At 61.3% G+C, this 26,036-nt stretch carries 24 protein-coding genes and 2 pseudogenes; 17 read left to right on the forward strand and 9 right to left on the reverse strand.

Annotated elements, in window-relative coordinates; genetic code table 11:
- The first annotated feature begins 255 nt into the window (after positions 1–255).
- Genes C5J22_RS02575 through C5J22_RS31560 form a run of 6 tightly spaced genes read left to right on the forward strand, consistent with a single transcriptional unit; the run spans position 256 to position 6,326 of the window.
- Positions 256–1,791, forward strand: a complete 1,536-nt coding sequence (locus tag C5J22_RS02575) for a multicopper oxidase family protein (RefSeq protein WP_172746500.1) — start codon at positions 256–258, stop codon at positions 1,789–1,791.
- Between the two features lie 2 nt (positions 1,792–1,793).
- Positions 1,794–2,132: a c-type cytochrome gene (locus C5J22_RS02580; RefSeq protein ID WP_105437021.1), complete on the forward strand. Its 339-nt coding sequence runs from the start codon at positions 1,794–1,796 to the stop codon at positions 2,130–2,132.
- A complete protein-coding gene (locus C5J22_RS02585; protein WP_105437022.1) occupies positions 2,129–2,818 on the forward strand; it encodes a phytochelatin synthase family protein in 690 nt (229 codons plus the stop codon). The genes C5J22_RS02580 and C5J22_RS02585 overlap by 4 nt, the downstream gene beginning before the upstream one ends.
- Positions 2,815–3,267 (forward strand): hypothetical protein, encoded by a 453-nt coding sequence (locus tag C5J22_RS02590; protein WP_105437023.1) that lies wholly within the window; start codon positions 2,815–2,817, stop codon positions 3,265–3,267. Before C5J22_RS02585 ends, C5J22_RS02590 begins: the two co-directional genes overlap by 4 nt.
- Complete coding sequence (locus C5J22_RS02595; RefSeq protein ID WP_105437024.1) at positions 3,267–4,871, forward strand: GMC oxidoreductase; 1,605 nt, start codon at positions 3,267–3,269, stop codon at positions 4,869–4,871. Before C5J22_RS02590 ends, C5J22_RS02595 begins: the two co-directional genes overlap by 1 nt.
- 9 nt (positions 4,872–4,880) lie before the next feature.
- Positions 4,881–6,326 carry a hypothetical protein gene (locus C5J22_RS31560; protein WP_245440268.1) on the forward strand — a complete coding sequence of 482 codons (1,446 nt, stop codon included), beginning with the start codon at positions 4,881–4,883 and terminating at the stop codon, positions 6,324–6,326.
- Between the two features lie 53 nt (positions 6,327–6,379).
- On the opposite strand, the pseudogene C5J22_RS31565 reads toward C5J22_RS31560, so the two are convergent.
- From C5J22_RS31565 to C5J22_RS02630, 7 genes and pseudogenes are all read right to left on the reverse strand, one after another.
- Positions 6,380–6,583: pseudogene (locus C5J22_RS31565) on the reverse strand (transposase); the annotation flags it as partial.
- A gap of 438 nt (positions 6,584–7,021) precedes the next feature.
- The gene (locus C5J22_RS02605; protein ID WP_105437026.1) at positions 7,022–8,092 is read right to left on the reverse strand and encodes an ABC transporter ATP-binding protein; all 1,071 of its coding nucleotides are present in this window, start codon (positions 8,090–8,092) and stop codon (positions 7,022–7,024) included.
- On the reverse strand, positions 8,089–8,916 hold the full coding sequence (locus tag C5J22_RS02610; protein ID WP_105426611.1) for a carbohydrate ABC transporter permease: 828 nt from the start codon (positions 8,914–8,916) through the stop codon (positions 8,089–8,091). The genes C5J22_RS02605 and C5J22_RS02610 overlap by 4 nt, the downstream gene beginning before the upstream one ends.
- The gene (locus C5J22_RS02615; protein ID WP_105426612.1) at positions 8,913–9,815 is read right to left on the reverse strand and encodes a carbohydrate ABC transporter permease; all 903 of its coding nucleotides are present in this window, start codon (positions 9,813–9,815) and stop codon (positions 8,913–8,915) included. Before C5J22_RS02615 ends, C5J22_RS02610 begins: the two co-directional genes overlap by 4 nt.
- Before the next feature lie 72 nt (positions 9,816–9,887).
- Positions 9,888–11,120, reverse strand: coding sequence for a sugar ABC transporter substrate-binding protein (locus C5J22_RS02620; protein ID WP_105437027.1), 1,233 nt, complete (start codon positions 11,118–11,120; stop codon positions 9,888–9,890).
- A 78-nt stretch (positions 11,121–11,198) separates the two neighbouring features.
- On the reverse strand, positions 11,199–12,104 hold the full coding sequence (locus tag C5J22_RS02625) for a sugar phosphate isomerase/epimerase (protein WP_105437028.1): 906 nt from the start codon (positions 12,102–12,104) through the stop codon (positions 11,199–11,201).
- Positions 12,105–12,115: 11 nt separating this feature from the next.
- The gene (locus C5J22_RS02630; protein ID WP_105437190.1) at positions 12,116–13,150 is read right to left on the reverse strand and encodes a Gfo/Idh/MocA family protein; all 1,035 of its coding nucleotides are present in this window, start codon (positions 13,148–13,150) and stop codon (positions 12,116–12,118) included.
- Positions 13,151–13,330: 180 nt separating this feature from the next.
- On the opposite strand from C5J22_RS02630, the gene C5J22_RS02635 reads away from it, so the two are divergent.
- From C5J22_RS02635 to chrA, 3 genes are all read left to right on the forward strand, one after another.
- Positions 13,331–14,347, forward strand: a complete 1,017-nt coding sequence (locus C5J22_RS02635) for a LacI family DNA-binding transcriptional regulator (RefSeq protein ID WP_105437191.1) — start codon at positions 13,331–13,333, stop codon at positions 14,345–14,347.
- Positions 14,348–14,587: 240 nt separating this feature from the next.
- Positions 14,588–15,400: a sulfurtransferase/chromate resistance protein gene (locus C5J22_RS02640; RefSeq protein ID WP_105437029.1), complete on the forward strand. Its 813-nt coding sequence runs from the start codon at positions 14,588–14,590 to the stop codon at positions 15,398–15,400.
- Between the two features lie 5 nt (positions 15,401–15,405).
- Complete coding sequence (chrA, locus tag C5J22_RS02645; RefSeq protein ID WP_105437030.1) at positions 15,406–16,812, forward strand: chromate efflux transporter; 1,407 nt, start codon at positions 15,406–15,408, stop codon at positions 16,810–16,812.
- A gap of 103 nt (positions 16,813–16,915) precedes the next feature.
- On the opposite strand, the gene C5J22_RS02650 is transcribed toward chrA, so the two are convergent.
- Positions 16,916–17,155 carry a hypothetical protein gene (locus C5J22_RS02650; protein WP_105437031.1) on the reverse strand — a complete coding sequence of 80 codons (240 nt, stop codon included), beginning with the start codon at positions 17,153–17,155 and terminating at the stop codon, positions 16,916–16,918.
- Between the two features lie 183 nt (positions 17,156–17,338).
- A complete protein-coding gene (locus C5J22_RS02655; RefSeq protein ID WP_205837146.1) occupies positions 17,339–18,235 on the reverse strand; it encodes an MBL fold metallo-hydrolase in 897 nt (298 codons plus the stop codon).
- 237 nt (positions 18,236–18,472) lie between these two features.
- On the opposite strand from C5J22_RS02655, the gene C5J22_RS02660 reads away from it, so the two are divergent.
- From C5J22_RS02660 to C5J22_RS31570, 8 genes and pseudogenes are all read left to right on the forward strand, one after another.
- Positions 18,473–19,387 (forward strand): LysR family transcriptional regulator, encoded by a 915-nt coding sequence (locus C5J22_RS02660; protein WP_105437033.1) that lies wholly within the window; start codon positions 18,473–18,475, stop codon positions 19,385–19,387.
- A 116-nt stretch (positions 19,388–19,503) separates the two neighbouring features.
- Positions 19,504–20,217: a FadR/GntR family transcriptional regulator gene (locus tag C5J22_RS02665; protein ID WP_105437034.1), complete on the forward strand. Its 714-nt coding sequence runs from the start codon at positions 19,504–19,506 to the stop codon at positions 20,215–20,217.
- Positions 20,218–20,274: 57 nt separating this feature from the next.
- Positions 20,275–21,249, forward strand: coding sequence for a sialic acid TRAP transporter substrate-binding protein SiaP (locus tag C5J22_RS02670; RefSeq protein ID WP_105437035.1), 975 nt, complete (start codon positions 20,275–20,277; stop codon positions 21,247–21,249).
- 69 nt (positions 21,250–21,318) lie between these two features.
- The gene (locus C5J22_RS02675; protein WP_105437036.1) at positions 21,319–21,894 is read left to right on the forward strand and encodes a TRAP transporter small permease; all 576 of its coding nucleotides are present in this window, start codon (positions 21,319–21,321) and stop codon (positions 21,892–21,894) included.
- Positions 21,895–21,896: 2 nt separating this feature from the next.
- Positions 21,897–23,303 carry a TRAP transporter large permease gene (locus C5J22_RS02680; protein ID WP_046635894.1) on the forward strand — a complete coding sequence of 469 codons (1,407 nt, stop codon included), beginning with the start codon at positions 21,897–21,899 and terminating at the stop codon, positions 23,301–23,303.
- Between the two features lie 56 nt (positions 23,304–23,359).
- Positions 23,360–24,409, forward strand: a complete 1,050-nt coding sequence (locus C5J22_RS02685; RefSeq protein WP_105437037.1) for an L-idonate 5-dehydrogenase — start codon at positions 23,360–23,362, stop codon at positions 24,407–24,409.
- Positions 24,410–24,425: 16 nt separating this feature from the next.
- Positions 24,426–25,625: a mannonate dehydratase gene (gene uxuA / locus C5J22_RS02690; protein WP_105437038.1), complete on the forward strand. Its 1,200-nt coding sequence runs from the start codon at positions 24,426–24,428 to the stop codon at positions 25,623–25,625.
- 212 nt (positions 25,626–25,837) lie between these two features.
- Positions 25,838–26,023 (forward strand): annotated as a pseudogene (locus tag C5J22_RS31570) (Crp/Fnr family transcriptional regulator); the annotation flags it as partial.
- Between the last annotated feature and the right edge of the window lie 13 nt (positions 26,024–26,036).

The following is a 26,036-nucleotide window of genomic DNA, read 5'->3' on the forward strand; positions in this document are numbered from 1 at the left end:
CTCCCGGACCAACGATCAGCTCAAGCGAATGAACCGAACGATCAAAGATGCAACCATTAAAGGTTATTATTAAGGACGCGATGATCAGCTTCGCCAGCATCTAAGCGACTTCGTCGTCGCCTATAAAGCCTTGTCCAGGTCTAGTGGATGACTGCCGCCCAGAAAAAGCCACAGAAAAGCTGCTGCTTGCGCGCCGAATTAGCGTAAAATTAAGGTCTCGCGCCGCTCTTGAAAGCCTCCTGAAGGGGGCTTTTCATGCAGATATTTTCACGGCGCAATTTTCTGCAACGTTCCGTCGCGGCAACCTTGATTGGCGGCGCCGCTAGCGCGCTTCTGGGCGGCAGGTTGGCCGGTGCCGTCGAGACCTATCCGGAAGCCTCGCCGCTGGGCATTGCCGACGATCTGATCAATCCTTCGGAGATTCGCAGCCAGAGCGGGCGCCTCAAGGCGAAACTCCACATGGACATCACCGAGGTCAATCTGCCCTCGGGCCCGGCGAAGCTTAGAATCTTCAACGGTCGCCTGCCGGCGCCGACCCTGCGGCTGATGCCGGGCGACACCCTGGAGGTCGCCTTCGAAAACCGCATGCCGGCCAATTCCGATACAGACCAGATGGTCACCAACACGCCGAACCGCTTCAACACCACCAATGTCCACTACCACGGCTTCCATGTCAGCCCGCGCGGCAACAGCGACAACGTCTATCTGAACATCGATCCGGGCCAGCGCTTCAACTATGTCGTCAAGATCCCGCACGATCATCCGGCCGGCAATTACTGGTACCACCCTCATCGCCATGGTTCGGTCGCAGCCCAGGTGGCGTCGGGTGCCGCCGGTATGGCCATCATTGGCGGGACGCTCGACACGGTCCCTGAAATTGCCGCAATGGTCGAACGGGTGATGGTCATCCAGGCGCCGGTACCGGGGCTGGAAGGCCTTTTGACCAGCGAAGAGCCGATCTGGGCACTGGATGCCGAGCGCAATTTCCTGATCAACGGCAGCTACCGCCCGCGCATCTACATGCGCGAGGGTGAAGTCCAGCATTGGCGGGTCCTGCATGCCGGCGACGCCCAGTTCCTGCCGCTGACCGCCGATGGGCTGGAGCTTTACGAAGTCGGGCGCGACGGCAATCCGTTGCCCAAGCCCGACCTGGTGACCAATGTCGACCTGGCGCCGGGCAACCGGGCCAATATTCTGGTCAAGGCGCCGAAGGTCGGCACCTACGAGCTGCGCCGCCCCGCCTTCAGCCAGGGAAAGCAACCGCTGCCCGATATGATGCTGGCCGAAATCGTCGTAATTGCCGCCGACGACGCGCGTGTCGCCAAGCATATCCCCTTCGGCCGGAATCTTCCGACCGGGCGGCTGCCGAAGAACCGCATCCTCACCGATATCGCCGATAGCGAGATCACCGGCCACCGGCAGTTCGTGCTCGGCGTCTCCGATGTCAAGGGCTTCTTCCACGACACCGAGTTCACCATCAATGGCCAGCCGTTCGATCCTCGCCGCGACGACGTCGTCACCAAGGTCGGCGCGGTCGAGGAATGGACGCTGGTCAACACTACGCCCTACCCGCACCCGCTGCATATCCACGTCAATCCGTTCCAGGTGATCGACGTCAACGGCGTGCCTGATCTGCGCAAGCCCTGGCTCGACACCGTCGCGGTGCCGGCGGCCGGCACGCTGCGCTTCCGCACCCGCTTTACCGATTTTTCCGGGCGCTACGTCATGCATTGCCACATCCTGCCGCACGAGGACACCGGCATGATGATCAACATCAATATCGAGGACTGAGCATGCAGCTGCTTGGGGCGAAGGCGAACTATCGGTTGGGGCTGGCGATGATACTCGCGGGCATGGCAACGGCCGCCCATGCCGAAGGACTGGCGGCACCGGCTTCGCCGCCGGACAAGGCATCGCAGTGTTTCGCCTGCCACGGCGCCGACGGCCGTCCGGGCCTTGCCGACGTGCCGATCATCGCCGGCCAGCAGCCCGTCTACCTGCAAAACACCCTGAACGCCTATCGCAGCGGCCTTCGCGGCGGCGGCCGGGCCATCGTCATGCGTGAAATTGCCAAAGGCCTCAGCGACGACGATATCGCCGCCCTGGCCGCCTGGTTTGGAGATCAGAAATGAACCGCCTTCTCAAAGCTTCCGTCTGCCTCGTCCTGCTGGCGCCGCACACAGCTAATGCCGACGAGCTGATCTACCTGCCGGATGCCAAGGGCATCGAACTGTTCAAGGGCGCCGAACTGGAAGCCCAGTATTTCGCGCTGGCAAGCGCCCTCGACAGCGAGCACATCCTCACCTTTTGCGGCCCGGCGACCATCGCCGCGGTGATGAACAGCCTCGGCGGGCCGCGCCTGGTGTCCCAGCGGCTGTATCCCTGGCCGTTCTTCACCCAGGAAAACATTTTTACCGCCGAGAACGAGAAGGTGAAACCCTATCCGATGGTGGAGCACGAGGGTCTGGTGCTGAGCCAGCTGGCGCAGTTCTTCACCAATCTCGGCGCCACAGCCGAATTTAAGCATGCCGACACTTTCGACGCCAACACCCTGCGCGACACCGTCAAGGCAGTGCTGGCCGACCCGTCGAAGCGTCTCGTCATCAACTATTCGCGCAGGCCGATCGGCCAGAACGGTGACGGCCACATCTCGCCTGTCGCCGCCTATGACGCCGACAGCGACCGTGTGCTGGTGCTCGACGTGGCGAAGTACAAGTATCCGCCGGTGTGGCTGACGATTGCCGACCTCTACAAGGGAATGGCCACCACCGATACCGGCTCGAACGCTATGCGTGGTTTCGTGGTGGTCAGCAAATGAAGCTCAGCCGCCGCATGTTCCTCGGCATCCTGCCGCTGGTCCCCGGTGCCGCAAAGGCACGGGCGCTCGGCAATCGGGATTGGGCCTTTGCCGACATCGCCCGCCAGATCGGCGGCGTTACCGATGTCTCGCCTTACCTGATCGAGGCGGCGGAGTATGAATTCGTGCTGGCTTATGGTCCCGATGCCAAGGGCATCTTCGTGGCGGCGCTCGACACCGGCCCTTTGCTGGACCGCATCGCCGATGCCGAACCGGCATTGCAGGCACAGGCGGCCTTCGTCGCCACCTTTCTCTATACCGGCGAAGTCGTCCGCGACGGCGTCACCAGCGCCAAATATTACCCCTGGTGCCTGTCCTGGAAAGCGGTAACCTTTGCTTCCGCCCCCGGCACCTGCGGCGGCCCGGGCTTCGGCCACTGGGAAAACGCACCTATTCCGGGAGCCATGTGATGCGCGCCACGGTCGTCGTCATCGGCTCCGGCATGGCCGGCTCGCATCTGGCCTATACACTTGCGCTCAAAGGCGTCGACGTGTTGGTGCTGGAGGCCGGCCCGCGCCGCGACCGTTCCAGCAATCTCAAGACGTTTTACGAAAATCCCGTCAAGGGTCCGCAGTCGCCCTATCCGAGCGCGCCTTCCGCCCCCCATCCGGAAGACGGCCGATACGACGATTTCTACGTCCAGGCCGGCGCCGACAAGTTCATCGGCGCCTATCTCAGGCTTTATGGCGGCACCACTTGGCACTGGACCGGCTTTGCCGACCGTCTTCGCCCGGCCGACTTCCGGATGAAGACCGACTATGCGCTGGCCGAAGATTGGCCGATCACCTACGACTCGCTCGTCGGTTTCTATGAGGAAGCGGAAAAGCGCTGGGGCGTGGCCGGCGATCCGGCGTTCAATTGGGGCGCGCCGCGCGGCGACACCCCGTACCAGATGCCGCCGATCCCGCACAGCTACATGGACCACCAGGTGATCAAGGCGCTGGATACGCTCGGCCTGCATGCCGGCCGCTTTTCCCATGCCCGCAATTCCGAGATTTTCGACGACCGCCCGGCCTGCTGCGGCAACAATACCTGCGTGCCGATCTGTCCGATCGGCGCCAAATACGATGCCTCGGTGCATGCCGAAAAGGCCGAGGCCGCGGGCGCAAAATTTCTCACCGACGCCCTGGCCACCTACATAGAACTCGGCCCTGACGGCAATGTCACCCGGGTAAAGGTCCGCCGGCCGGATGGCGAAACATTCTGGGTCGAAGGCGATGTCTTTGCGCTCTGCTGCCACGCGATCGAAAATCCGAGGCTGTTGCTGAATTCCAAGCAGGCGGGCGCGCAAAATGGCGTCGCCAATTCGTCCGGCGCCGTCGGCCGCTATCTGCTGACCCAAGCCAATCAGGACGCCTGGGCGATGATGCCCGAGCCGGTCTATCCCTATCGCGGTCCGCAGCAGACCGGCGGACTGCTGGAGCTGCGCGACGGCGCGTTCCGCAGCCAGTATGCCGCCGCCGGTACCTCCTTCATGAACAGCGGCTGGGCGGGCAATTCGGATGCCACGGGGCTCGCCAGGAAACTGATCGCCCAAGGCATGACCGGGGCAGAACTGGCCCGCAGCATCAACCGCCAGGTCGCCCGCCATTTGCGCCTGAATTCGTCCGCCGAAGTCCTGCCGGATTGGAATAACCGGGTCGAGCTGGCCGATGTGATGGACAGTTCCGGCGTGCCGAAGCCCAAGGTCACCTTCACGATGGACGACTACACCAAGAAGGGGCTCGCCAAGGCACTGAAGATCAACCGGCAGATTTTTTCGGCAATGGGTGCGACCGACGTTGAGAGCAACGATCCCTACCTGTCCAACGCCATCATCGGCGGCACCGCCCGTATGGGCTACGACCCTAAGACATCCGTAGTCGACACCGACCTCGTCGCCCATGATCACCGCAATCTCTACATCCTCGGCTCCAGCGCCCATGTCACCGCCCCCGTCAACGCACCGTCGCTGACGATCGCCGCATTGGCGATCCGCGCCGCCGGCCGGATGATCCAGAACCTCAAGAACTGAGAGAACAGAATGCACAGGCTCCTAGCGCTTGAAGGTCTCATCTTGGCGATGTTCGTGCTGCTCGGTAACGGACTGCGCTCAATCAGCACCACCACGGTATCGGTGTCGCAGAGCGAGTTCGCCAGCTTCCTGAACATCTCCGTGGAAAAGACCGACGTACTGATCGAGCTGCTGCTGGGCGGCGCGGTGCTGGCTTTGGCGTTGGCTCCGTTCGTCATCTCGGTGCGCAGCGCTAAGAAGATCGCCGTTATCTTCGCCGTCATTACCACGGCATGCTATGCCTTGGTCGGCGTCACCATGCTGGTCGATCCGGCGCTGGAGATCCGCGAAGCCGTGGTGATTGCAAGCTTTGCCTTCAGCGGCTTTTCCGTCGCCTTCTTCGCGCCGCTGGCGCAGTTGGCGATCAACAACGAGAAGGACCCGGCGATGCGCTCCCGGCTCACCACGGTGTGGATCTCGGCCCAGCCGATCGCATTCCTGGTGACGCCACAGCTGGTCAAATACGTCGCCTTCGACATCGGCACCGGCAACTACTTCCTGATCATGGCCGCCCTGCCGCTGGTCTTCCTGATCTTCATTCCCTTCGTCTTCGGCGACAAGGGCAAAGCGGACGACACTCTTGCACCGGTACCCGCCGATGCCCCGAAAGCCTGGAAGCGGGCGCTGCCGTTGATCATTGCCGTCATCGCCTTCGAGGCCTGGACCGCCGCCAATTCCTTCGTCGGCATCGACAGCATCATCAGTCTGACGCTGATGGCGGTGTTCGTTGCGATCGTCGTAGCGCTGTTCTTGAAGCGCAAGCACCTGACCCGCGGCGCCGGCGAGGTCCCGCATCTGGCGATCTTCCTGCTCTGCGTCCTGTTCGTGCTGGAGATCCCGACCACCGGCCTTTACGACACCGCCTATCTGGTCCGGCACCTGTGCTCGGCGGATCTGATCGACAACCGCGCGACGCTTTCTGCCGCCAGCCAGATCATCTCGGTGTTTGCCACCGGAGCGATTCTGGTACGTTACCCACACTGGGGCACGCGCATGGTCGGCCTGTCGCTGCCGTTTCTGCTGGCCGGCATGGTGGCGATCTATTTCTACCCCTATCAGGAGATCAACGTCCCGCTGTTCTACATCTCCAAGATGCTGTCGAGCATCGGCATGGGCACGGCGACGGCGGCCGTCATCGGCGTCGTCGCCGGGCTGGGCGCGCAAAGCAAGATCGTCGCGCTGGCGCCGGCCTTCATCATCATGTTCGGCACCGAAGTCGGGATCGAGATCCTCGAAATCGTCTTCCAGTCGAGCAAGCTCGCCGGCCTCGATATCAACAGCGCCTATGAGATGGTGTTTGCCGTCCAGATCGTCGCTGTGCTCGTGGCCATTGCTCTGATGCTGTACTGGCTGACAGGCAAACGCGTCGCACCCGGCCTGCCGCCATCGGCACTTTCGGGCAGCCCGGCCGCCTGAGACCGCGACCGGAGCGGTGCCGTCGTAGATGTTTGATCGCGGCAATTGCTGGTCTCAACGGCCAATTCCGCCTCAAGCGGACCGGTGTCCCAAATGCCATCCGAGATGAAATGATGTGGGCGGTCGTAGCGATCAGGCGCAAGCCGTTCCGCCATCGGCTCGATACTCTTGCGATCTCCCGGCCCGATGAGGCCCGAAATATACACCGGGCGAAGGAGAAACGCAGGAACTTGACCACCATGACCAACACAAACGATACCTAAAGGCGGGTCACTTCTCGGTGGAAACGCCGGGTCAGCTCTCAGTGGAAATCAACACTGCTGACGGACCAGGACATTGAGACCCTGCGCTCTTATGAATAAGAAGCAGAAGCGGGACTGCAATCCTGCTCGCCCTGGTCAAATCGGGCTGCTCCGAGCATCTCAGATCTTTGGAAAGCAGCCTCAGCTAGTGCTGGATTGATCGCTGTCGATCCGGCACTAGCTGGGCATTGAAGGGTTGCTCGACCAGCTCGCAGGCTCACCTTGAGGAGCCTGATCGAGGCAAGACCAACATCCCGGGGCACTCCTGCTCGAAGCGGGCCGGGGTATGGAAGCGTTTGCGCTCAGCTGCGTCAGCCTTGTACTTGGCTACGCATCCCCATGAACCGGAAACTTTCCCAACGCAGCCTAAACACCGATAGCGCGCCAGCACGGTCATTTGAGGCGCTGTTCGGTCTCGGCGTCGAACAGATGGACATGGTCACCGGAAAACGTCAGACGAATGGTTTCGCCCGCCACCACAACGCTCCTGCCGTTCAGGGCTATGACAATCTCAGGCGTTGTCGCGGTCGTGATGAACGTCACCGCGCCGGTCGTTTCAACTGCCGCGACATCGACCTTGAAGCCGGCGGCGTCAGGCGCGGCTAACGTGAGATGCTCCGGGCGGATGCCGACGGTCAGGGCACGCCCGGCCGGCAGCGGGCAATCGAAAGGAATGGTTTGCGGCTCGGCAAGATCCAGAACAAGGGCTCTACCGTCAGGGGTCGATCGCGCCGGAATGAAGTTCATCGCCGGCGAGCCGATGAAGCCGGCGACGAAGCGATTGCTTGGCCGGTCGTATAGATCGAGCGGCCTGCCCTGCTGCTCAATAACGCCATTGCGCATCACGACGACATGATCCGCCATCGTCATCGCCTCGACCTGGTCATGGGTCACATAGACCGAGGTCGCGCCCAGGCGATCATGCAGTGCCCTGATCTCCTTGCGCATGTGGACACGCAGTGCTGCATCGAGGTTCGATAGCGGTTCGTCGAAGAGAAATGCCTGCGGGTTGCGGATGATGGCACGGCTCATCGCGACGCGTTGACGCTGTCCCCCCGACAGTTCGCGGGGATATCGGTGCAGCAGGTTCGACAATCCGGTAATCGCCGCGACATCGGCGGCCGCCTTTTTCCTCTCCGCCTTGCCGACCCCGTTGATCTTCAGGCTGTAGGTCAGGTTCTGTTCGACGGTCATATGCGGGTAGAGCGCATAGGACTGGAACACCATGGCCAGATCGCGCTTTCGGGGCGGTACCCCGTTCATGCGCTTTCCGGCGATGACGAGATCGCCGCTCGATATGGTTTCGAGCCCCGCCAGCGAGCGCAGCAGCGTGGACTTGCCGCAGCCGGACGGGCCGACCAGTGCGACGAACGAGCCCTTTCGAATGGAAAGGTCGATATCCTTCAGCGCGTGATAGGCGCCGTAATATTTGTTGACGGCCGAGAGTTCGATCTGGTGGGTCATTTCAAGGCTCCCGATGTGAGTCCGGACACGATGCGGCGCTGCAAGAGCACGAAGATGGCGAGGATGGGCGTCACATACATGGTGGCGTAGGCCATGATGTTGTTCCACTCGCTGGTGTTCGGCCCCATGAAGGAATTGAGCCCGACGCTGGCGGGCTGGAGCTGGATGTCCTGGATCATCGACTTGGAATAGACGAACTCGCCGAAGGCCTGCATGAAGATGAGGATGGCGCTGACCAGAATGCCGTTGCGCGCCAGCGGCAGAACGATGTTGAAGAAGGCGCCGATGCGGGAATTGCCGTCCACCAGCGCCGCCTCCTCCAGCTCCATCGGCACGGCCATGAAGGTTGCGCGCACAAGCACGACAAAGAAGGGCATGCTCTTGGCGGTAATGGCCAGGATGACGGCGAGGCGCGGATATTCGAGCAACCCCAGCTGAGAAAAACCCACGAAGATCGGCGTTATCATCAGCGAGGCGGGCAGAACCTGAAACATCAGGATGAGGAAAAGCCCGATATCCACCCAGATGTTGCGATAGCGCGCCAGCACATAGGCACAGCCGGTGCCCAGGATCGCGATCAGGGCTACCGCACCGAAGGCGATCACCGTGGAATTCCACAGGTAGCGGCCCATGTTCCGGCTTTCCCAGACATAGGCGAAGGTGCGCCATTGGGCAGAGGATGGCCAGAATGTGGGCGGCGTGGCAAACATTTCCGAACCGCTTTTCAGCGCCGTCACGTACATCCAGTAGAGCGGGAAGAGATAGATCGCCGCCATCACGATGGACAGGGCGAGCAGCAGCCGGTTGCGTGCATTGTCACTCATCCGCGCACCTCGTGACGTGTGGAGCGGACATAGACGGTTGCGGCAAACATCACGAAGACGGTCATGATGACGGAAATGGTGGCGCCCTTGCCGAAATCATATTGCCGGAAGGAAAGATCCCAAGCCCAGTATTGCGCGACATTGGAGGAATTGTTCGGGCCGCCGTCGGTAATTGCGGCAAACAGATCGAACTGTTGCAGGGTGAAGATCAGCCCGAGCGCGATGATGGCGCCGATGGTGGAGCGCATCATCGGCAGGGTGATGGTCCAGAAGCGCTGCCAGGCATTGGCGCCATCCATTTCCGCCGCCTCGTAGAGATCCGCCGGAATGGCGGCAAGACCGGTCGCAAGCAGGATCATGTTGAAGGAGGTGCCAAGCCAGATATTGGCGAGGATGACCGCCCAGAGCGAAAAATTCGGGTCGGACCGCCAGAAGATATTGCCGCTCATGAGGCCGGTTTGCTGCAACAGAAAATTGAGCACGCCGAAATCGCCCGACAGGATCCAGTTCCAGATGGCGCCGACGACGAGGCCGGGCATGACCCAGGAAACCAGAAACAGTCCCCGCAGCCAGGATGCCCCAGGAAAATTGATCCAGAAGAACAGGGCAAGCGCAAAGCCGACGAGGAACTGCCCCGTGATCGACCCCACCACGAAGACAATCGTGTTTCGGAGGATGGACATGGTTTCAGGCTGGGTGAAGAGGTCCACATAGTTCTTGAAGCCGACGAAAGGCCGGATGACGCTGCCGAGGCTGAACATATCCACTTCCTGAAAGCTCATCAGGATATTGTAGAGCAGCGGAAGTCCTGACAGCGCCAGGAGAAACGTGAAGGGCACCCCGACCAGAACAAGGTCGAAGCCACGGCCATCCGTGATGCTGGAGAACACTCTTTTCATCGAAACCTCGCTGAAGCCTGGAGGACGGCCCGGCGGTGGATGCCGGGCCGTCACTGCGGGATGGCGGCTGGCTCAGCCCCCGATCGACTTGATCTTCGCAGCTGCCTGATCGAGCGCGGCCTTCGGCTCCATCTGGCCTGTCAGGGCCGCCTGGATCGCGTCCTGTACGGCTTTCGAGATTTTCGGCCATTCCGGCGAAGGGCCGCGAGGCTGCGCATATTTCAGCTGTTCCGCGAACGTGGCGAGCGCTGAATCCTTCAGAGCATTGCCCGTCGGCGGAACCGGAAGGTCGGAGCGGGCCGGAAGCTGGCCGAAATCCTTGTACATGGTCACATCCTTGGACGCGAAGAATTCCAAAGCCTTGAAAGCCTCCTTCGGATGCTTGGTGCTGGAAAAGATCGCCCAGTTGAAATCGCCCATGGCGGATGAACGCTGAGCGCCCTCGCCCGGCACCGGCAGAAGCGCGGTGCCCCACTGGAACTTGGCATCGCTCAACATCCGGTCGATTTCCCAGGGGCCGGAAATCGCCATGGCCGCATTTCCGGCATTGAAGGTGGCCGTCGAATCCCATTGGCTTCGGGTCAGCGTATCCGGCGAGGCCAGCTTTTCATCCAGCATCTGCTTCCAGACCGTAAGGGCCTTGACGGCACCTTCGCTGTTGATCGTTTTATAGGTGGCGCCGCCCATCTGCGCCCAAGGCAGGAACTGGAAAGTGCCCTCCTCGTTGGCCTTGGCGGAAAAGGTGAGGCCGTAGATATTCTTGGACGGATTGGTGAGCTTTTTCGCCGTCGCCACCAGTTCGGTCCAAGTCTGCGGCGGCTTTTCGGGATCGAGACCTGCGGCCTTGAACAGATCCTTATTGTAGTAAAGTGCGATCGTATTGGTCGCCTTCGGCACCCCGTAATACTTTTCGTCCCAGGTCACCGATTTCAGCGGCCCGGGAAAATAATTCTCCGGCTTGATGACCTTGGATTGCCGGATCATGTCGGTCAGATCCAGAAAGGCTTTGCGGGACGCGAACATGGCATGGTTGGGATTGTCGATGGTGATGATATCAGGCGCCTTGCCGGTCGAATAGGCGCGCATCGCCTCGCTCACCACATCGTCGAACTGGAGCTGGCGATATTCGATCTGGATGCCGTTCTTCTGCGCGTTGAATTCCTTGATGAGGTTCGGCGCGGGCTGGATATCGCGGTCCAGCGACCAGAGAACGAGTTTCACATCCTCCGCTCTCGCGCTCATGCCGGCAAATGACGCACTGGCCAGAGCCAGCGCAATGGAAATCATAGTCCTGCGGATACCCATGGTTCTCCTCCTTCTTGGTTATCCTCAATTCTCATCCGGCTGACGCAGAGCTCCTTCTCTGGCCAGCCGGCCTGCGCATCAGACCGGATCGACGACGAACGTGCCGCCCCTTGCCTGTTTCAGATGGTTCAAGGCGTGGATCTGGCCCGTCATTTCCAGCGCATCCCGGTAGACGGGATCATGCCATCCCTCGATGTCGATTGAGCCCGACCAGCCGGCCAGCCGCAGTTCCGAAATAATGTCGGTCCAGTTGCTGTCGCCGAAACCCGGCGTGCGCATGAAAACGAAGGGATGTTTTCCGAAGATGCCGTGCTCGCGGATCACGTCCCAGCGGATGGTCGCATCCTTGCCGTGGACGTGGAAAATCCGCTGCGCCCATTTGCGGATCTGCGGCAAGGGCTCGATGAGATAGACCATCTGGTGGCAAGGCTCCCATTCGAGCCCGATATGCTCGTCCGGCGTCTCGTTGAAAATAAGTTCCCAGGCATCCGGGTTATGGGCGATGTTCCAGTCGCCGGTTGCCCAGTTGCCGTCCATGGCGCAATTTTCAAAGGCAATGCGGATGCCCTTGTCGGCGGCGCGGCGGGCAAGCTCGCTCCAGATCTGCCGGTAACGCGGCAGGCTTTCCGGCAGCGGCCGGTTGCGGATGCGCCCGGTGAAGCCGGCAACGCAGGTGGCGCCGAAATGATGGGCGTTGTCGATGCAATCCTTCCAGCCCTGAAGCGTCTGGAGATCGAGTTCCGTTTCTTCCAGGGGATTGCCGAACATGCCGATGGTGGAGATGGTGATGTCCCGCCCTCCGATCGCCTCGCGGCAGCGCTTGCCAAGCTCGGCGACGTCCTGTCCGTTGGTGGTCTGCCAGAAAAAGGGCTGGAAACTCTCAAAGCCCATATCGGCGATCTGGGAAATCCGCTCGGCCGCCTGCCCTTTTGTGGCGCTGACCATGGTACCGATGCGGATGGAATGATTTGCCTGTCCGGTCATATTGTTGGCCCTTATGCTGCAAGGTCGATGGTTTGCCGGGACCTGGCGCTTTCAATCGCGCCAAAAACCATGGCAAGGCTCTTGATGTTGTCTTGTCCCGCGGTTTCCGGCACGCCGCCGGTTTCGATCGCCGAGAGGAAATCGGCGATGACGCTGGCATGGCCGTGGGTCTCCTCCTCCCGGGCGGGCGGCAGAACCTCGATCGGTATTGCGCCGCGCAGCAACCCGCTGTCGCTTCCCGCAACCGAGGCGCGGAAGGCGTCTTCCCCGTCCCAGGTCAGCATGCCTCTCGAGCCAACGATGCGCCATTCGCTTTCCCAACTGGTGCGCTGGCCTTCGGCGCACCAGGAGCCGCGATAGGTGAAGACCACGTCGTCGGAGAGCTGAAACACGGCATTGGCGCTGGCGCCGTGGGCATACCAGGAGCCGGGTGGATTCGTTTCCAGGCAGTAGACGGAAAGCGGTGTCTTGCCGGAAACGAAGCGCGCTGCATCGAAGGTGTGGATCGCCATGTCCAGAAGCAGGACATTGTCCATCTGCTCCCGGAAGCCGCCGAAATGCGGGGCGATGAAGAAATCGCAATGGATCGCGGTGATATCGCCAATCGCACCGCTCTCGACGAAGCGCCGCATGCGCCGCACACCGGAAATGAAACGCCGGTTCTGCACGACGGAATGAATGCGCCCCGCAGCCTCGGCGGCGCGGATGAGGTCTGTCGCCTCCTCCATCGAGGTGGCCATGGGTTTTTCGCTCAGCACATGACATCCGTGGGAAAGCGCGGCTTTCACGACTGAATGGCGGGCGGCGGGGATGACGACGTCGAATACAATGTCTGCACCCGTTTCGCTCAGCACCGTGGTGAGATCGGATCCGACGGAGACGGGCTGAAGAGAAAACTCGGCGGCTAGGGCCTGCGCGACCGACACATCGAGATCGACCAGACCCACGACGGTCAGCGCTTGCCTCAGCTTCGGCGTGGACTGGAGCGCACGCAGCCACCCTTTGGCCATGGCTCCGCAGCCACACAAAACGACCTTGTATGTCACCGACATCCTCCCATGCAATGTTTACGGTACGGCACCTCCTGTGCAACCGTAAACGTTTACGGTACGGCACCTCCTGTGCAACCGTAAACGTTTACGGTACTATGAACGCATCGATTTTTTTGTCAATACTGCTTCCGAAAACGATTACGGTCGTATGTCGAACCCTTGAAAGGCTTCCCTGTGACAGGCATCCGCCAACTTGCCGATTATCTCGATATTTCCATTGGCACCGTGTCCCGCGCGCTCAATGGAAAGGCGGATGTGAATGCGGAGACCCGCAGGCGCGTTCTGGAGGCGGCGGAGAAGCTTGGCTATGTGCCGAACCAGTCGGGCCGCTCGCTGCGCAAGGGCTCGACCGGCGTGGTCGGTTTCATGATGCAGACCGGCCCGGAAATCACCAGCCAGGGGGACGCTTTCTTCATGAGCGTTTTCGACGGAGTGCAGACCGTGCTTAGCCGCCACAAGCTCGATCTCGTCGCCCTGCTCTGCTCTTCCAACGAAGATCCCTATGCCTATCTGCAGCGCACCGTGGCGCGCGGTTTTGCGGATGCCATCATCCTCTCGGCCACCCGCCGCAATGACGCACGGTTCGAGCTGTTGCATCGGCACGACATTCCGTTCATCTCGCTCGGCCGCAGCCTGACCGATGTCGGCCAGCCGTGGATCGATCTGGACTTCGAAGGCATGGCGGAGGTCGCGATCAAACGGCTGGTCAAGGCGGGCCACAGAGATATCGGGATCATCTGGCCAAATGGCGATCTCAACCTGGGTTACCTGTTTGCCGATCGATGCCGCGAGGTGCTCGCGGAACATGGGCTTGTCCTCAGCGAGGATCATGTCTTCCGCGCAAAACCGAGCGAGGCGGGGGGCTACGCTGTAGCACACGAGATCGCCTCCAGATCTCCACGCCCATCGGCAATCGTCCTGGTCAACGAGATACTGGTGACAGGGCTTTACAAAGGACTAGAGGACGCCGGCGTCAAGCCGGGCAAGGACATTGCGATCATCGGTCGCTATAGCCCTCAGACCCAGTTCCTCTCTCCGGCGTTGACCTGCTTTACGTTGTCGCTTCGTGATCTGGGGATCAGCCTGGCGGAGCATCTGCTGTCGGTCATGCCAGCCTATCAGTCCCATTACGTCGGACAGACACCCCGCGTGATCTGGCCTATGACATTGATCGAAGGCACAAGCGGCTGAGCGGCTTGCTCGGCGGATACCCAAGGTCAACGCAGAAGATGACGTCTCAGCCATGACACGCCTCGAGGAGAATTGGACCGGAGACCTCGGTGTTCGGGCTGGGGAATTTCCCAAAGGTTTTGCAAAACGCTTGACATCCGGACTGGAGAAAGCAAATGCTCTGCCATGGGGTTGCGATCACCCCACGAGGCCACGGCCGAAGAATCGCGTCCATGAACCCGCAACAACGGAGGACGCGCTATGCCGTCATATCTTGAAATCACATCAGACAAACTTGCCCGCATCATCGGCACTCCCAACCTGCCGACGATCATCGATGTCCGCAACGACGAGGATTTTGGAAGCGATCCTCGGTTGATCCCCGGATCGATCCGCCGGGATTTTCGCCGCGTCACCGAATGGGGCACCGAGATAGCCGGTCCTGCCATTGTCCTTTGCCAGAGGGGACAGAAACTCGGCCATGGCGTCGCGGCATACCTGCGGACGATGGGAACGGAAGCGGAGACGCTGGAAGGTGGGTTTGAGGCCTGGCGCGACTCGCGAGGCATTCTCGTTCCCGAGGATAAGCTCCCTTCGCGGGACGTCCAAGGGCGAACCGTGTGGGTGACACGGGCACGGCCGAAGATTGACCGAATCGCCTGCCCATGGCTGATCCGTCGCTTCGTCGATCCTTCCGCGATCTTTCTGTTCGTTCCGGCGAGCGAAGTCGCGCTGGTGGGCGACCGCTTCAACGCGACGCCTTTTGACATCGAGGACGTTTTCTGGAGCCATCGCGGGGAACTGTGCACCTTCGACGTGATGATCGACGAGTTCGGATTGAACAGCGACGCTCTTTTGCATCTCGCCACCATCGTGCGGGGCGCCGACACGGCCCGACCCGATCTGGCCCCTGAAGCGCAGGGTCTGCTGGCAATCTCGCTCGGATTGTCACGGATGTTCAACGACGACCTTGAGCAATTGGAGGCAGGCCTGTTGGTCTATGACGCGATGTATCGCTGGTGCCGCGACGCCACGGAGGAGACACATAACTGGCCAAATCCGAGGAAGGGGTAGCGGCCATGACTGATACGGCCAAAAGCCTCACCGTCAGTCAGCCGGTCGCCGGCGGCGATGTCGTACCTCTTTCCGAAGCCGTCAAGGTCTGGGCACGGGTCGCCGCACTCAGCTTCGGCGGTCCGGCTGGCCAGATCGCAGTGATGCACCGGATCGTCGTCGACGAAAAACGCTGGGTCGGAGAGCATCGTTTTCTTCACGCCCTCAACTACTGCATGCTTCTGCCTGGTCCCGAAGCCCATCAGCTCGCCATCTACATCGGCTGGCTGCTCAACAAAACCAAGGGCGGCATGATTGCCGGCCTTCTATTTGTTCTACCCGGTTTCATCTCGATCCTGGCGCTGAGCTACATATACGTCCTCTTCGGCGACGTGACCCTCATTGAGGGGATGTTCTTCGGCCTGAAATGCGCCGTCCTCGCGGTCGTCGTTCAGGCGGTCTTCCGGATCGGCAGTCGCGCCCTCAAGAACAAGGTGATGGTGGCGATTGCCGCCGCCGCGTTTGTGGCGATCTTCCTCCTTCACGTGCCGTTTCCGCTGATCATCATAGGCGCGGGCGCCATCGGATATTTTGGTGGCCGTGCTGGGGTCGCTGCGTTCAGGGTCGGCGGCGGGCACAAATCCGGTTCGGGCAAAATCCTCGAAGATCGGGACTCCGTTCTCGGCGAAGACATCCCCCTCCATGCGCGATCGAACTTGGCCTGGTCGCTGAAGGCCTCAGGCGTCCTTGCAGCGCTGTGGCTCCTTCCGGTCGCCGCTCTGCTGCTGACGCTCGGTCGTGACAATGTATTTTCGCAAATCGGCGTGTTTTTCAGTCAGATGGCCGTCGTCACCTTCGGCGGCGCCTATGCCGTGCTCGCCTACGTCGCGCAGGAGGCCGTCGAGCAGTTTGGCTGGCTCCGTCCGGGTGAAATGCTCAATGGACTCGGCATGGCAGAGACGACCCCCGGGCCATTGATCATGGTCACGCAATTCGTCGGGTTCCTTGCGGGCCATCGTGATCCGGGAACGATCAATCCGCTGACCGCAGCGACCCTCGCCGCCATCCTGACAACCTGGGTCACGTTCCTCCCAAGCTTCCTCTGGATTTTCGCAGGCGCCCCATTCATCGAAAAGATGCGGGGCAACGTCGCCCTGACGGGGGCAATGTCGGCAATTACCGCCGCCGTCGTTGGCGTGATTCTCAACCTGGCGGTCTGGTTCGGCCTGCATGTCCTGTTTGGCGAGATTCGCCAGATATCAGCGGGTCCCTGGTCCATGGATATACCTGTCTTGAGCTCGGTTATTTTGCCCTCACTCGTTTTGACGGCCATCGCCGCCATATCCATCTTCCGCTTCGGCCTGTCGGTCATCACGACGCTTCTGGGGTCAGCATTTTTGGGAATCTGCTGGAGGTTTATCGCCGTGAGTTGATGTGGGCCGAGACGCTTGGCGTCCCGGCATTGTTCAGATTGCTGCCGGTCAAGGGGTGGATCGCGGCTACATCCTGCGGCTTCGACGCGACTGGTGCGACTGGCTACCGCCACTGCGTCGCATTGCCTGCGGCACAGCCGTAGGGCGGCAAGGAGCCGGCAAAGGTGGCCTTGAGCTTGGCGCATCCCCAGCTGTTGATCGGACCGGGCATGGCGCTATTGAGCGAGATGCCGACTTCATCATAGGGGCTGTCGGTATTGGTGACATAGCGATGCCAGCGGAAACCGACAAGAACAACGATTGCAAGGACGACCGTCAGCAGCAGGCGAATCAATTTCTTCATGGGAATATCCTTCAGACGCAAAATCCAGCGTCTAGCACCCGGATGTCGAAGCTGAAAGTGCTGCTGCCAAGCGTACGCGGGTCCCGTCGGACACAAGGGCCGCAATTGAGATTGCGACCCTTGTCTTGACCACCCAACCCCTAACAGGGCGGGGATGGGATCGGGATTTGCACTCGTTGCCGGTCAGCCCCACTTCATTTCGCCAGTGGCGACCTTGGAGCCTATGTCGAGTGCGATGCCCATGCCGAGGCCCGGGAAGCGTGCTTCCATCGCCGCCTTGAGCCCGGCCGAGCCCTTGGCCTTTGCCAGTTCTTCCTCGAACGCCTTCAGATAGGCGATGGTATGCGCGACGCCCGACAGGTCGCTCAGGGCTTCCGGCGTCATATGGCCGGCGACCACGATCGCTGGCTTGCGCGCTGCGATCTTCTCGAGATTGGCGATCCAGGCGGCCCGCAATTCGGCGCTGTTGGTGTCGGCGGTCCAGACGTGAACACCGTTGAAGACCATCACGCCGCCGAATACGGCGTTCAGCGACGGGACGAAGAGATAGCGGCGATTGGACAAGCCTTCCGCGTCGACGATCTCGACGATCTCGCCGTCAACCGTCAGCGTCTTGCCGTCAAAGGTTTCCGGGATGACGATATCGGCCAGCGCCTGCGGGCCGTTCTCCCTGAGCTGCGGCCCCCAAACAGCAAGCTTCTTCTCGACACTGCTCTTGATGGCCGCGACAGTTGCCGAGGCCGCGATAACCTTGGCACCCGGAAAGGCAGCCTTGATCGGGCCAAGGCTGAAATAATAATCCGGATCGGACTGGCTGACATAGATCGTGGTGAGTGTCTTGCCCGTGGCCTTGATCGCTTCAGCGACAGCCTTGCCGTCGGCGAGCGTGAAGCCGCCGTCGATCAATATGGCTTCCGTTGCGCCGGAGACCAGGACCGGGCTGCGGAAGAAACCATTCTGCCCAGCAGGAAAGTGCTTCCACGTCAGGCCGGTGGCGGCATGGCCGAGACCCGCGGGCGCAAAAACGGCGGCGGCGCCTGCGGCGAGAGTGGTTTTCATCATCGTTCTCCTTGTGAACATCGCTGTCTCCTGGTGTTGCGTTCAGTCTCTGGAATTCAAGTCATGACGACTGGGCTGGCAGCCTGATGGGATGCCGGTCTGATCCCGGCAGTGGATCCAGCCGATGGGGGATGTGGATCCTGCCGCTCATGCCGCGCTGCTTGTGAAGCCGTAAATGACATGAGGAAATAGAGCCAGGAAGACCAACAAACACGACAGAATGTATGCTAAGAGCTAACAATCACAGGGGAAGCCTTCATGCAGGATGCGACCAATCTCAATCGGCTCGCCTATTTCGTGGCTGTCATCGATGCGGGGTCTTTCACCCGGGCGGCCGAGTATCTCGGCATTACCAAGGCGGTCGTCAGCCAGCAGGTTGCAAGGCTCGAGCAGGAGGTCGGCACGACGTTGCTGATGCGCACGACGCGGCGTCTGCAGCCGACCGAAGCGGGCCGGATGTTTCACGCCCGATGCGTATCGATCCTGAGAGAGGCCGAGGATGCCCTGGGGGAACTGGCGCAAGCCAGGTCAGAACCCAAAGGCCTGTTGAGGATCACGGCGCCCTATGACTATGGCACCTCGGTCATCGTGCCTGTGGTCACCGCCTTCACGGCCCGCTATCTGGATTGCAAGGTCGAACTGAACCTCAGCGACAAGATGGTCGATCTGGTCGCCGACAACATGGACCTCGCCATTCGTGTCGGGTGGCTGACCGACTCAAGCCTGCAGGCCAGGCGGATCGGCTCGTTTCGGCAATATCTGGTCGGTCCGCCTCAGCTTGCCGGCAGAATAGCGGAACTGAACGGGCTCGCCGATTTGCCCGCCCTGCCCTTTGTTGCCAACAACGCGCTGCGAGAACCTTTGGAGTGGAGGTTCACGCGCGGCGATCACGAGACGCTCACGGTGCGGTTTAAGGCGTCCATCGCGATCAATACCACGCCGGCGGTCATGCAAGCTGCGAGGCAAGGTGGCGGGCTGTCGGTCCTGCCGGACTTCCTCGCGAACGCTGAACTGGCGAGCGGGCGCCTGGTTCACGTCCTGCCCGATTGGCAGCTGCCCTCGGGCGGCGTGTTCACGGTCTATCCGGCTGCACGCTTCCGTCCGCCCAAAGTCTCTGCATTCGTGGACATGCTGATTGCGGCGTTGAGAACCGAAACACCACGCGCGGAATGAAATCCAGTTCCCGGCCATCTGCGACTTGACAGATTTTCCAATTCACTCATAGTAGAAATTGGTCAGACAATCTGACCGCCTGCGCATCAAGGGAGTGATGCGCTCGGAGGATTTCGATGTTCGTGGCTTTGGAGCCGCGCCGGCTTTATCGCCAGGTCGCGGAGCAGATTCGTGTGCTGATCGACACGGGGGAGCTGAAGCCGGGTTCGAGGCTTCCGCCCGAACGGGAGCTTGCCGAGCGATTTTCCGTTTCCCGGCCGACAGTTCGCGAGGCACTGATCGTGCTCGAGGTCGAAGGTCGGATCCAGATCCGGATGGGATCCGGCGTCTACATCTCCAGCGCCCCGAAACAGCCCACCGGTGTCCTGCCGAACGACGAAGGCGGTGGCCCCCTCGAAATCCTTCAGGCGCGCTGCCTGATCGAAAGCGGCATCGCGGAAGAGGCCGCGCGTCTCGCGACACCCGACGGCATCGCCCGCATCGATCTGCTGCTGGAGCGCATGGAGCAGTCGCTGAACGACGGCCCGGTCGCTCTTGCCTGCGACCGCGACTTCCACACCGCCATCGCCGACATCATCGGCAACTCGGCGCTGAAGCACTTCACGGGGCTGATCTACGATACGCGGATGTCGCCTTATTTCACCAAGCTCGCCAGCTACTTTGAAGGACCGCACACATGGAAGCTGGCGCTCGATGAGCACCGTGTCATTCGTGACGCCATCGCCGCGGGGGATCCCGCTTCGGCGCGCGAAGCCATGCGTCGTCACCTGACGCTGGCGCAAAAAAGATTCTCGGAAAGCTTCGGGGAGGAACCGACCCGAGAAGACTGACCGTCCGCCATCGCGGCCGGATCGACCATACAGTTCCGTTTCACCTGGGAGGAAAGAATGAAACACCGACTGAAGACATTGCTGGGCGCCGCTGCCATCATCGTTGCATCGACGCTTTCGGCGCATGCCGAAACCGTGCTGAAATGGGCTCATGTCTATGAGACACCCGAGCCTTTCCACACCGACTCGGTCTGGGCTGCCGGCGAGATCGCCAAGCGGACCAATGGCCGCTACAAGATCGACGTCTACCCGGCTTCACAGCTTGGAAAAGAAGCCGATATCAACCAGGGCCTCAAGCTCGGCACCGTGGATATCATCATCTCCGGCTCCAGCTTTGCGGCGCGCGACCACAAGCCGATCGGCGTCACCTATTATCCCTATATCTTCCGCGACCCGAGCCATCTTCTGGCCTACACGAAGAGCGAAGTCTTCAAGAAGCTCGCCAAGGGTTACGAAGACAAGACGGGCAACCACATCGTCGCTCTCAGCTATTATGGTACGCGCCACACCACATCCAATCGGCCGATTTCCAAATGCGCCGATATGGCGGGCCTGAAGATGCGCGTACCGGATGTTCCGGCCTATCTGGCAATGCCGCGCTCCTGCGGTGCCAACACGACGCCGATCGCTTTTGCGGAAGTCTATCTGGCACTACAGAACGGTACGGTGGAAGCGCAGGAAAATCCGCTGACGACGATCGAGGCCAAGAAGTTCTACGAGGTTCAGAAGAACATCGTGCTGACCGGCCATATCGTCGATCATCTGAATACCGTCGTCTCCAAAACCCGTTGGGCCAGCCTCACCGACGAAGACAAGAAGATCTTCACGGATGTGATGCTGGAAGCCGCAGCCCGCACGACCAAGACCATCGAAGCCCGCGAAAAGGCGCTCGTCGATGAATTCAAGAAGAAGGGCCTGACCGTTACCGAAGTCGACAAGGCAGACTTCGAGAAGAACGTCATCGACAAGGTGAAGCTCGAGGACTTCGGCTACGAAAAGGCCGACTGGGAAGCCATCCGCGCGTTGAAGTGATGATCCCAGCCCCGGCGTGCAACGCGTCGGGGCAACCTCTTGCGATTTTTCATGAACGGAGTGGACCCGATGACGGAGCATTCGCACGCGCCGATAAGCGTGGAAGAAATGGCGCATGCCTTTGAGGAAGAAGCAGCGCCCGTTGACCTGTCTCCCTATGCCATCGAGGACTGGGTGACGCTTGCGGTCTTCTGGGCCATGGGTCTATCCGTATTCCTGCAATTTTTCACACGCTACGTGCTGAACGACAGCTTTTCATGGACGGAGGAAATCGCCGCCAACTGCCTAGTCGTCGTCGTGTTTCTCGGTTCCGTGATGTGCGTGCGAATGGTCCGGCACATTCATGTGGATCTGCTCTACCGTTTCCTGTCGAGGCGGGCCGGAAGGCTCCTGGAACTCGTGGTCGATGCGATCAGCATTGCCTTCTTCGCCTATATCACATGGCTGATGTGGCGTTATCTGGAGATTGTCGGGGAGGAGCGAATGGTCACGGTCGACCTGCCGCGCGGCATCGTCTTCTACACAGTCTTTGCAGCCTTCGCCCTGATGTTCCTGCGATCCGTCCACAACCTGGTCAAGGACCTGACCGGCACCAAGACCGTGCGCGAGCAGGCGCAGGACGATATTCACGCGGGAGGAATTTGACCATGCTGCTTCTGATCGGGTCATTCCTCGTCCTTCTGATGATCGGTTCGCCGGTCGCCGTGTCCATGGCTGTCGCCTCGCTGCTCTATCTGGTGATCTACGGCGTGGCGCCTGACATCATCGCCGCTCAGCGCATGATCGCCGGCGTCGAAAGCTTTCCGCTGATTGCCGTGCCGTTCTTCATCCTGGCCGGCAACCTCATGAACATTGCCGGCGTCACCGGCCGCATCTATCGTTTTGCGCTGTCGCTCGTCGGCTGGATGAAGGGCGGCTTGGCGCAGGTCAACATCATCGGCTCGGTGGTCTTTTCCGGCATGTCCGGGACGGCGCTGGCAGATGCTGCCGGCATCGGCACGATCGAAATCAAGGCCATGAAAGACCATGGCTATCCGGTCGAGGCGGCCGTCGGCGTTACCGCGGCGTCGGCAACGCTCGGCCCGATCTTCCCGCCGTCGCTGCCTTTCGTCATCTACGGCATGATGGCGAATGCGTCGATCGGCGCCCTGTTCATGGCGGGCATCATCCCGGGCATCGTGATGACATCGCTGATGATGCTCACCGTCTATATTTTCGCCAAACGCAAGGGCTGGGGCTCCGATACGCCCTTCGAGCTGAAGCAGTTGCTCGGCGCCTCGCTCGAAGTGGCGATCGTGCTTGCCTTCCCTGCCACCGTCTACCTGATGATCCTGGCGGGCCTGTCGGTCAATGTTGCGGTGCTGATCGGGCTTGCGTTTCTGGTGGCGCTGGACTGGTACTTCGACTTTTCCGCAGTCATGGCCCTGATGACGCCTGTCCTGTTGATCGGCGGCATGACCATGGGCTGGTTCACGCCCACCGAAGCCGCCGTGGCTGCCGTCCTCTGGTCGCTCTTCCTCGGCCTGGTGCGCTATCGCACCATGACGCTGAGGGCATTGGCCAAGGCATCCTTCGATACGATCGAAACCACGGCCTCCGTTCTGTTCATCGTCACCGCGGCATCCATCTTCGCCTGGCTGCTGACGGTCAGCCAGGCAGCGCAGCTGTTCTCCAACTTCATGTTCAGCCTGACGGACAGCTGGTGGACCTTCCTGATCATCGTCAACATTCTGCTTCTGATCGTCGGCGCCTTCCTCGATACGATCGCCGCCATCAGCATCCTGGTACCGATCCTGATGCCCGTGGCCGCACGCTACGGCATCGATCCGGTGCATCTCGGTCTCATCATCACCCTCAACCTGATGATCGGCCTTTTGACTCCGCCGGTCGGCATGGTGCTCTTCGTTCTCTCCCGCATCTCCAAACTGTCGGTGGAGCGAACGGCGCTCGCCATCCTGCCCTGGATGATCCCGCTGTTCATCGCGCTCGGTCTTATCACCTTCATCCCGGCGATCACGCTTTGGCTGCCCACCCAGCTGGGCCTGATCCGATAACTGCCGGGTCCGCCTTCGGTGGACCGGCGACCTCTTGAACGAAAGGTACCAGTGCGATGCAGACGCGCGTTGCCCGCCTTCACGCTCAGCGTGACCTCCGAGTGGAGACGCTGGATGCCCCCGACCTCGGTCCAGGCGACGTGCTGCTTGGAATGGCGGCGGGCGGCATCTGCGGCTCCGACCTCCACTACTATCAGGATGGCGGGTTCGGGCCGGTGCGGGTTCGCGAACCCATCATCGCCGGCCACGAGGCCTCCGGCTTCGTCGAGGCCTTGGGCGCAGGGGTTTTAGGGCTCGAGCTCGGGCAACTGGTTGCGGTCAATCCATCGCAGCCCTGCGGCCATTGCCAATATTGCCGGACCGGCCAGCCGATCCATTGCCTCGACATGCGTTTCATGGGCTCGGCGATGCGCCTGCCGCACGAAAACGGCATGTTCCGCGAGAAACTGGTCGTCCCGGCGATCCAGTGCCATCCGGTGGGACAGGATGTGACGCCGGGCGAGGCCGCCTGTGCGGAGCCTCTTGCCGTGTGCCTGCATGCTGTCGCCCAGGCCGGGGACCTGTCGGGTCGCAACGTGCTGGTCACGGGCGCAGGTCCGATCGGACTTCTGACGGTCGCCGCGGCCCGGCATGCGGGCGCCGCCCGGATCGTGGTAACTGATCTGGCCGATGCGGCACTGTCACGCGCGCCGTCCATGGGAGCGACCGAGACGATCAACGTGGCTTCCGATCCGGACGGGCTTCTCCCCTTCCAGGAGAACAAGGGAAGTTTCGACGTGGTGTTCGAATGCTCGGCTTCAGGTGCGGCCCTGCGATCGGCATTTGCCGCGATCAAGCCGCGCGGAACCCTCGTCCAGGTCGGCGTGACGGGTGACATGACCATCCCGCTCAATGCGCTGGTCGGCAAGGAGATCGTCTGGCGCGGCTCGCAGCGCTTCCATACCGAATTCGCCGAGGCGGTCGATCTGATTGCCAGGCGGCGTATCGACGTGCGGCCGATCATTTCGCACAGCTTCCCGCTGGATGCGGTGACCGCGGCTTTCGAGCAGGCTGCGGATCGTTCCAAGGCCTGCAAGGTGCAGATCACATTCGGGCAGACCGAATAATCGTGAGGGACAAGACATGAGACATACGTGGCGCTGGTTCGGCCCGATCGACAAAGTGAGCGTGAGAGATGCGGCGCAGGCCGGCGCGGAAGGCATCGTTTCGGCGCTCCATCATATTGCGACCGGCGAGGTCTGGCCGGTCGACGAAATCGCCAGGCGGCATGAGGAGATCAAGGCTGGCGGCCTGGTGTGGGATGTCGTTGAGAGTGTTCCAGTCTCCGAAGACATCAAGACGCAGACCGGCGACTGGAAGCGCCATATCGCCAACTGGCAGGAAACGCTGCGGCGTCTCTCGGCCTCCGGCATCCGCACGGTCTGTTACAATTTCATGCCGATCCTCGATTGGACACGCACGGACCTGCGCTGGGACACCCGCCATGGCGCCAAGGCCATGCGGTTCGACCTGACCGATTTTGCCGCCTTCGATATCCATATCCTCAAACGTCCCAAGGCCCACGGCGATTATCCGGAATGGCTGCAGGAGGATGCGGCGAAGCGGCGTTCCGAAATGGCGGATGCAAAGATCGCAGCCCTGGGCAAGAACATCGGCGCCGGGCTGCCGGGCTCGGCGGACGGCTATACGCTCGACCAGCTGCTGGAAAAGCTGCGGTCCTACCAGGGCATCGACCGGGCACGACTGCAGCAGAACCTCGTCGACTTCCTGATGGAAGTCACGCCCGTGGCGGAAGAAGTCGGCATCAACATCTGCGCCCATGGCGACGATCCGCCCTGGCCGTTGCTCGGCCTTCCGCGCATCCTGTCGACCGAAGCCGATTACGCACATATGCTGGATCAGGTCGGCGCGCGCGCCAATGGCGTGACGCTCTGCACGGGCTCGCTGGGCGCAAGAGCCGATAACGATCTGCCCTTCATCGCCTCGCGCTTTGGCGACCGCATTCATTTCGTGCATCTGCGCAATGTGACGCGGGACACCGATACGGTCCCCTGCTCTTTCTTCGAGGACGAGCACCTGGAAGGCGCAACGGACATGGTTGCCGTGATCGCCGCGCTGCTTTCGGAGGAGGCCCGTCGGCGCGGGGAAGGCCGCGAGGATCACCGCATCCCGATGCGACCGGATCACGGGCAGGAAATCCTCGACGACCTGACCCGCGGTGCGCAGCCGGGCTATCCCGCCATCGGGCGGCTGAAGGGGCTGGCGGAGCTTCGCGGTATCGAGCGAACTCTCACGCATCCCCGCTATGGCCTGGGGGCATGATCATGCGCGGCCTCCCGGCCAACAGTAGTCAGCTTTACATGGTCGTTGGGAACCTGGGCGTTCAAGCAGCCGGCGGAGGTTCAACCGCGCCGGAAGGAATGATGCCGGCGAGCGCCTGACGAACCGTGACCTCCGAAAGAAGGTCCCCGGCTGCGTCGCAGACACGGATACTGCGAAGACCAAACTGCCCACCGCCGCGAAGGCAGTCTGCCCTTACCCACGATTTCATTTCGGTGATGCTGGCCGTACGGCGTCCCAGCGTGACCAGCTCCTTGCACATCCTTGAGGGCAATTTGTTCATCCGCTCGCAGCGAGGGATGATCACCATCCGGGACAGGCCTGCAATGGAGGAATTCGCGCACGACGCATATGGCCCGCCCGAGGCCAGGTCCGATCGGAACCACTGCCAAG

The organism is Neorhizobium sp. T25_13 (assembly GCF_002968675.1).
Taxonomy (GTDB): domain Bacteria; phylum Pseudomonadota; class Alphaproteobacteria; order Rhizobiales; family Rhizobiaceae; genus Neorhizobium; species Neorhizobium tomejilense.

Bases quoted from the DNA above. Each gene is read 5' to 3' on its own strand.
- C5J22_RS02605 (WP_105437026.1), bottom strand. From the start codon at position 8,092: ATGACCCACCAGATCGAACTCTCGGCCGTCAACAAATATTACGGCGCC.
- C5J22_RS02580 (WP_105437021.1), top strand. From the start codon at position 1,794: ATGCAGCTGCTTGGGGCGAAGGCGAACTATCGGTTGGGGCTGGCGATG.
- C5J22_RS02625 (WP_105437028.1), bottom strand. From the start codon at position 12,104: ATGACCGGACAGGCAAATCATTCCATCCGCATCGGTACCATGGTCAGC.
- C5J22_RS02675 (WP_105437036.1), top strand. From the start codon at position 21,319: ATGACGGAGCATTCGCACGCGCCGATAAGCGTGGAAGAAATGGCGCAT.
- C5J22_RS02660 (WP_105437033.1), top strand. From the start codon at position 18,473: ATGCAGGATGCGACCAATCTCAATCGGCTCGCCTATTTCGTGGCTGTC.
- C5J22_RS02590 (WP_105437023.1), top strand. From the start codon at position 2,815: ATGAAGCTCAGCCGCCGCATGTTCCTCGGCATCCTGCCGCTGGTCCCC.
- C5J22_RS31560 (WP_245440268.1), top strand. From the start codon at position 4,881: ATGCACAGGCTCCTAGCGCTTGAAGGTCTCATCTTGGCGATGTTCGTG.
- C5J22_RS02655 (WP_205837146.1), bottom strand. From the start codon at position 18,235: ATGTTCACAAGGAGAACGATGATGAAAACCACTCTCGCCGCAGGCGCC.
- C5J22_RS02615 (WP_105426612.1), bottom strand. From the start codon at position 9,815: ATGAAAAGAGTGTTCTCCAGCATCACGGATGGCCGTGGCTTCGACCTT.
- C5J22_RS02650 (WP_105437031.1), bottom strand. From the start codon at position 17,155: ATGAAGAAATTGATTCGCCTGCTGCTGACGGTCGTCCTTGCAATCGTT.
- chrA (WP_105437030.1), top strand. From the start codon at position 15,406: ATGACTGATACGGCCAAAAGCCTCACCGTCAGTCAGCCGGTCGCCGGC.
- C5J22_RS02665 (WP_105437034.1), top strand. From the start codon at position 19,504: ATGTTCGTGGCTTTGGAGCCGCGCCGGCTTTATCGCCAGGTCGCGGAG.
- C5J22_RS02595 (WP_105437024.1), top strand. From the start codon at position 3,267: ATGCGCGCCACGGTCGTCGTCATCGGCTCCGGCATGGCCGGCTCGCAT.
- C5J22_RS02640 (WP_105437029.1), top strand. From the start codon at position 14,588: ATGCCGTCATATCTTGAAATCACATCAGACAAACTTGCCCGCATCATC.
- C5J22_RS02620 (WP_105437027.1), bottom strand. From the start codon at position 11,120: ATGGGTATCCGCAGGACTATGATTTCCATTGCGCTGGCTCTGGCCAGT.
- C5J22_RS02670 (WP_105437035.1), top strand. From the start codon at position 20,275: ATGAAACACCGACTGAAGACATTGCTGGGCGCCGCTGCCATCATCGTT.
- C5J22_RS02685 (WP_105437037.1), top strand. From the start codon at position 23,360: ATGCAGACGCGCGTTGCCCGCCTTCACGCTCAGCGTGACCTCCGAGTG.
- C5J22_RS02575 (WP_172746500.1), top strand. From the start codon at position 256: ATGCAGATATTTTCACGGCGCAATTTTCTGCAACGTTCCGTCGCGGCA.
- C5J22_RS02610 (WP_105426611.1), bottom strand. From the start codon at position 8,916: ATGAGTGACAATGCACGCAACCGGCTGCTGCTCGCCCTGTCCATCGTG.
- uxuA (WP_105437038.1), top strand. From the start codon at position 24,426: ATGAGACATACGTGGCGCTGGTTCGGCCCGATCGACAAAGTGAGCGTG.
- C5J22_RS02680 (WP_046635894.1), top strand. From the start codon at position 21,897: ATGCTGCTTCTGATCGGGTCATTCCTCGTCCTTCTGATGATCGGTTCG.
- C5J22_RS02585 (WP_105437022.1), top strand. From the start codon at position 2,129: ATGAACCGCCTTCTCAAAGCTTCCGTCTGCCTCGTCCTGCTGGCGCCG.